The 219-nt window shown below is 57.5% G+C and carries 2 tRNA genes; both read right to left on the bottom strand.

Annotated elements, in window-relative coordinates:
- A tRNA-Ala gene (locus HU748_RS26235) sits at window positions 1-76 on the bottom strand.
- 67 nt (window positions 77-143) lie between these two features.
- A tRNA-Glu gene (locus tag HU748_RS26230) sits at window positions 144-219 on the bottom strand.

Here is a 219-nt window from a genome sequence, read left to right as displayed (position 1 = left end):
TGGTGGAGCTAAGCGGGATCGAACCGCTGACCTCCTGCATGCCATGCAGGCGCTCTCCCAGCTGAGCTATAGCCCCGAAACAAAACAAAAAGCTCACTCAACAGTCGAATGAGCCTTTCAACCCCGCAAAACGCGGGAATAAATGGCGTCCCCTAGGGGACTCGAACCCCTGTTACCGCCGTGAAAGGGCGGTGTCCTAGGCCACTAGACGAAGGGGAC

Source organism: Pseudomonas sp. RW3S2 (assembly GCF_014268955.1).
Lineage (GTDB): Bacteria > Pseudomonadota > Gammaproteobacteria > Pseudomonadales > Pseudomonadaceae > Aquipseudomonas > Aquipseudomonas wayambapalatensis.
This window is presented reverse-complemented; position numbering and strand designations above follow the sequence as displayed.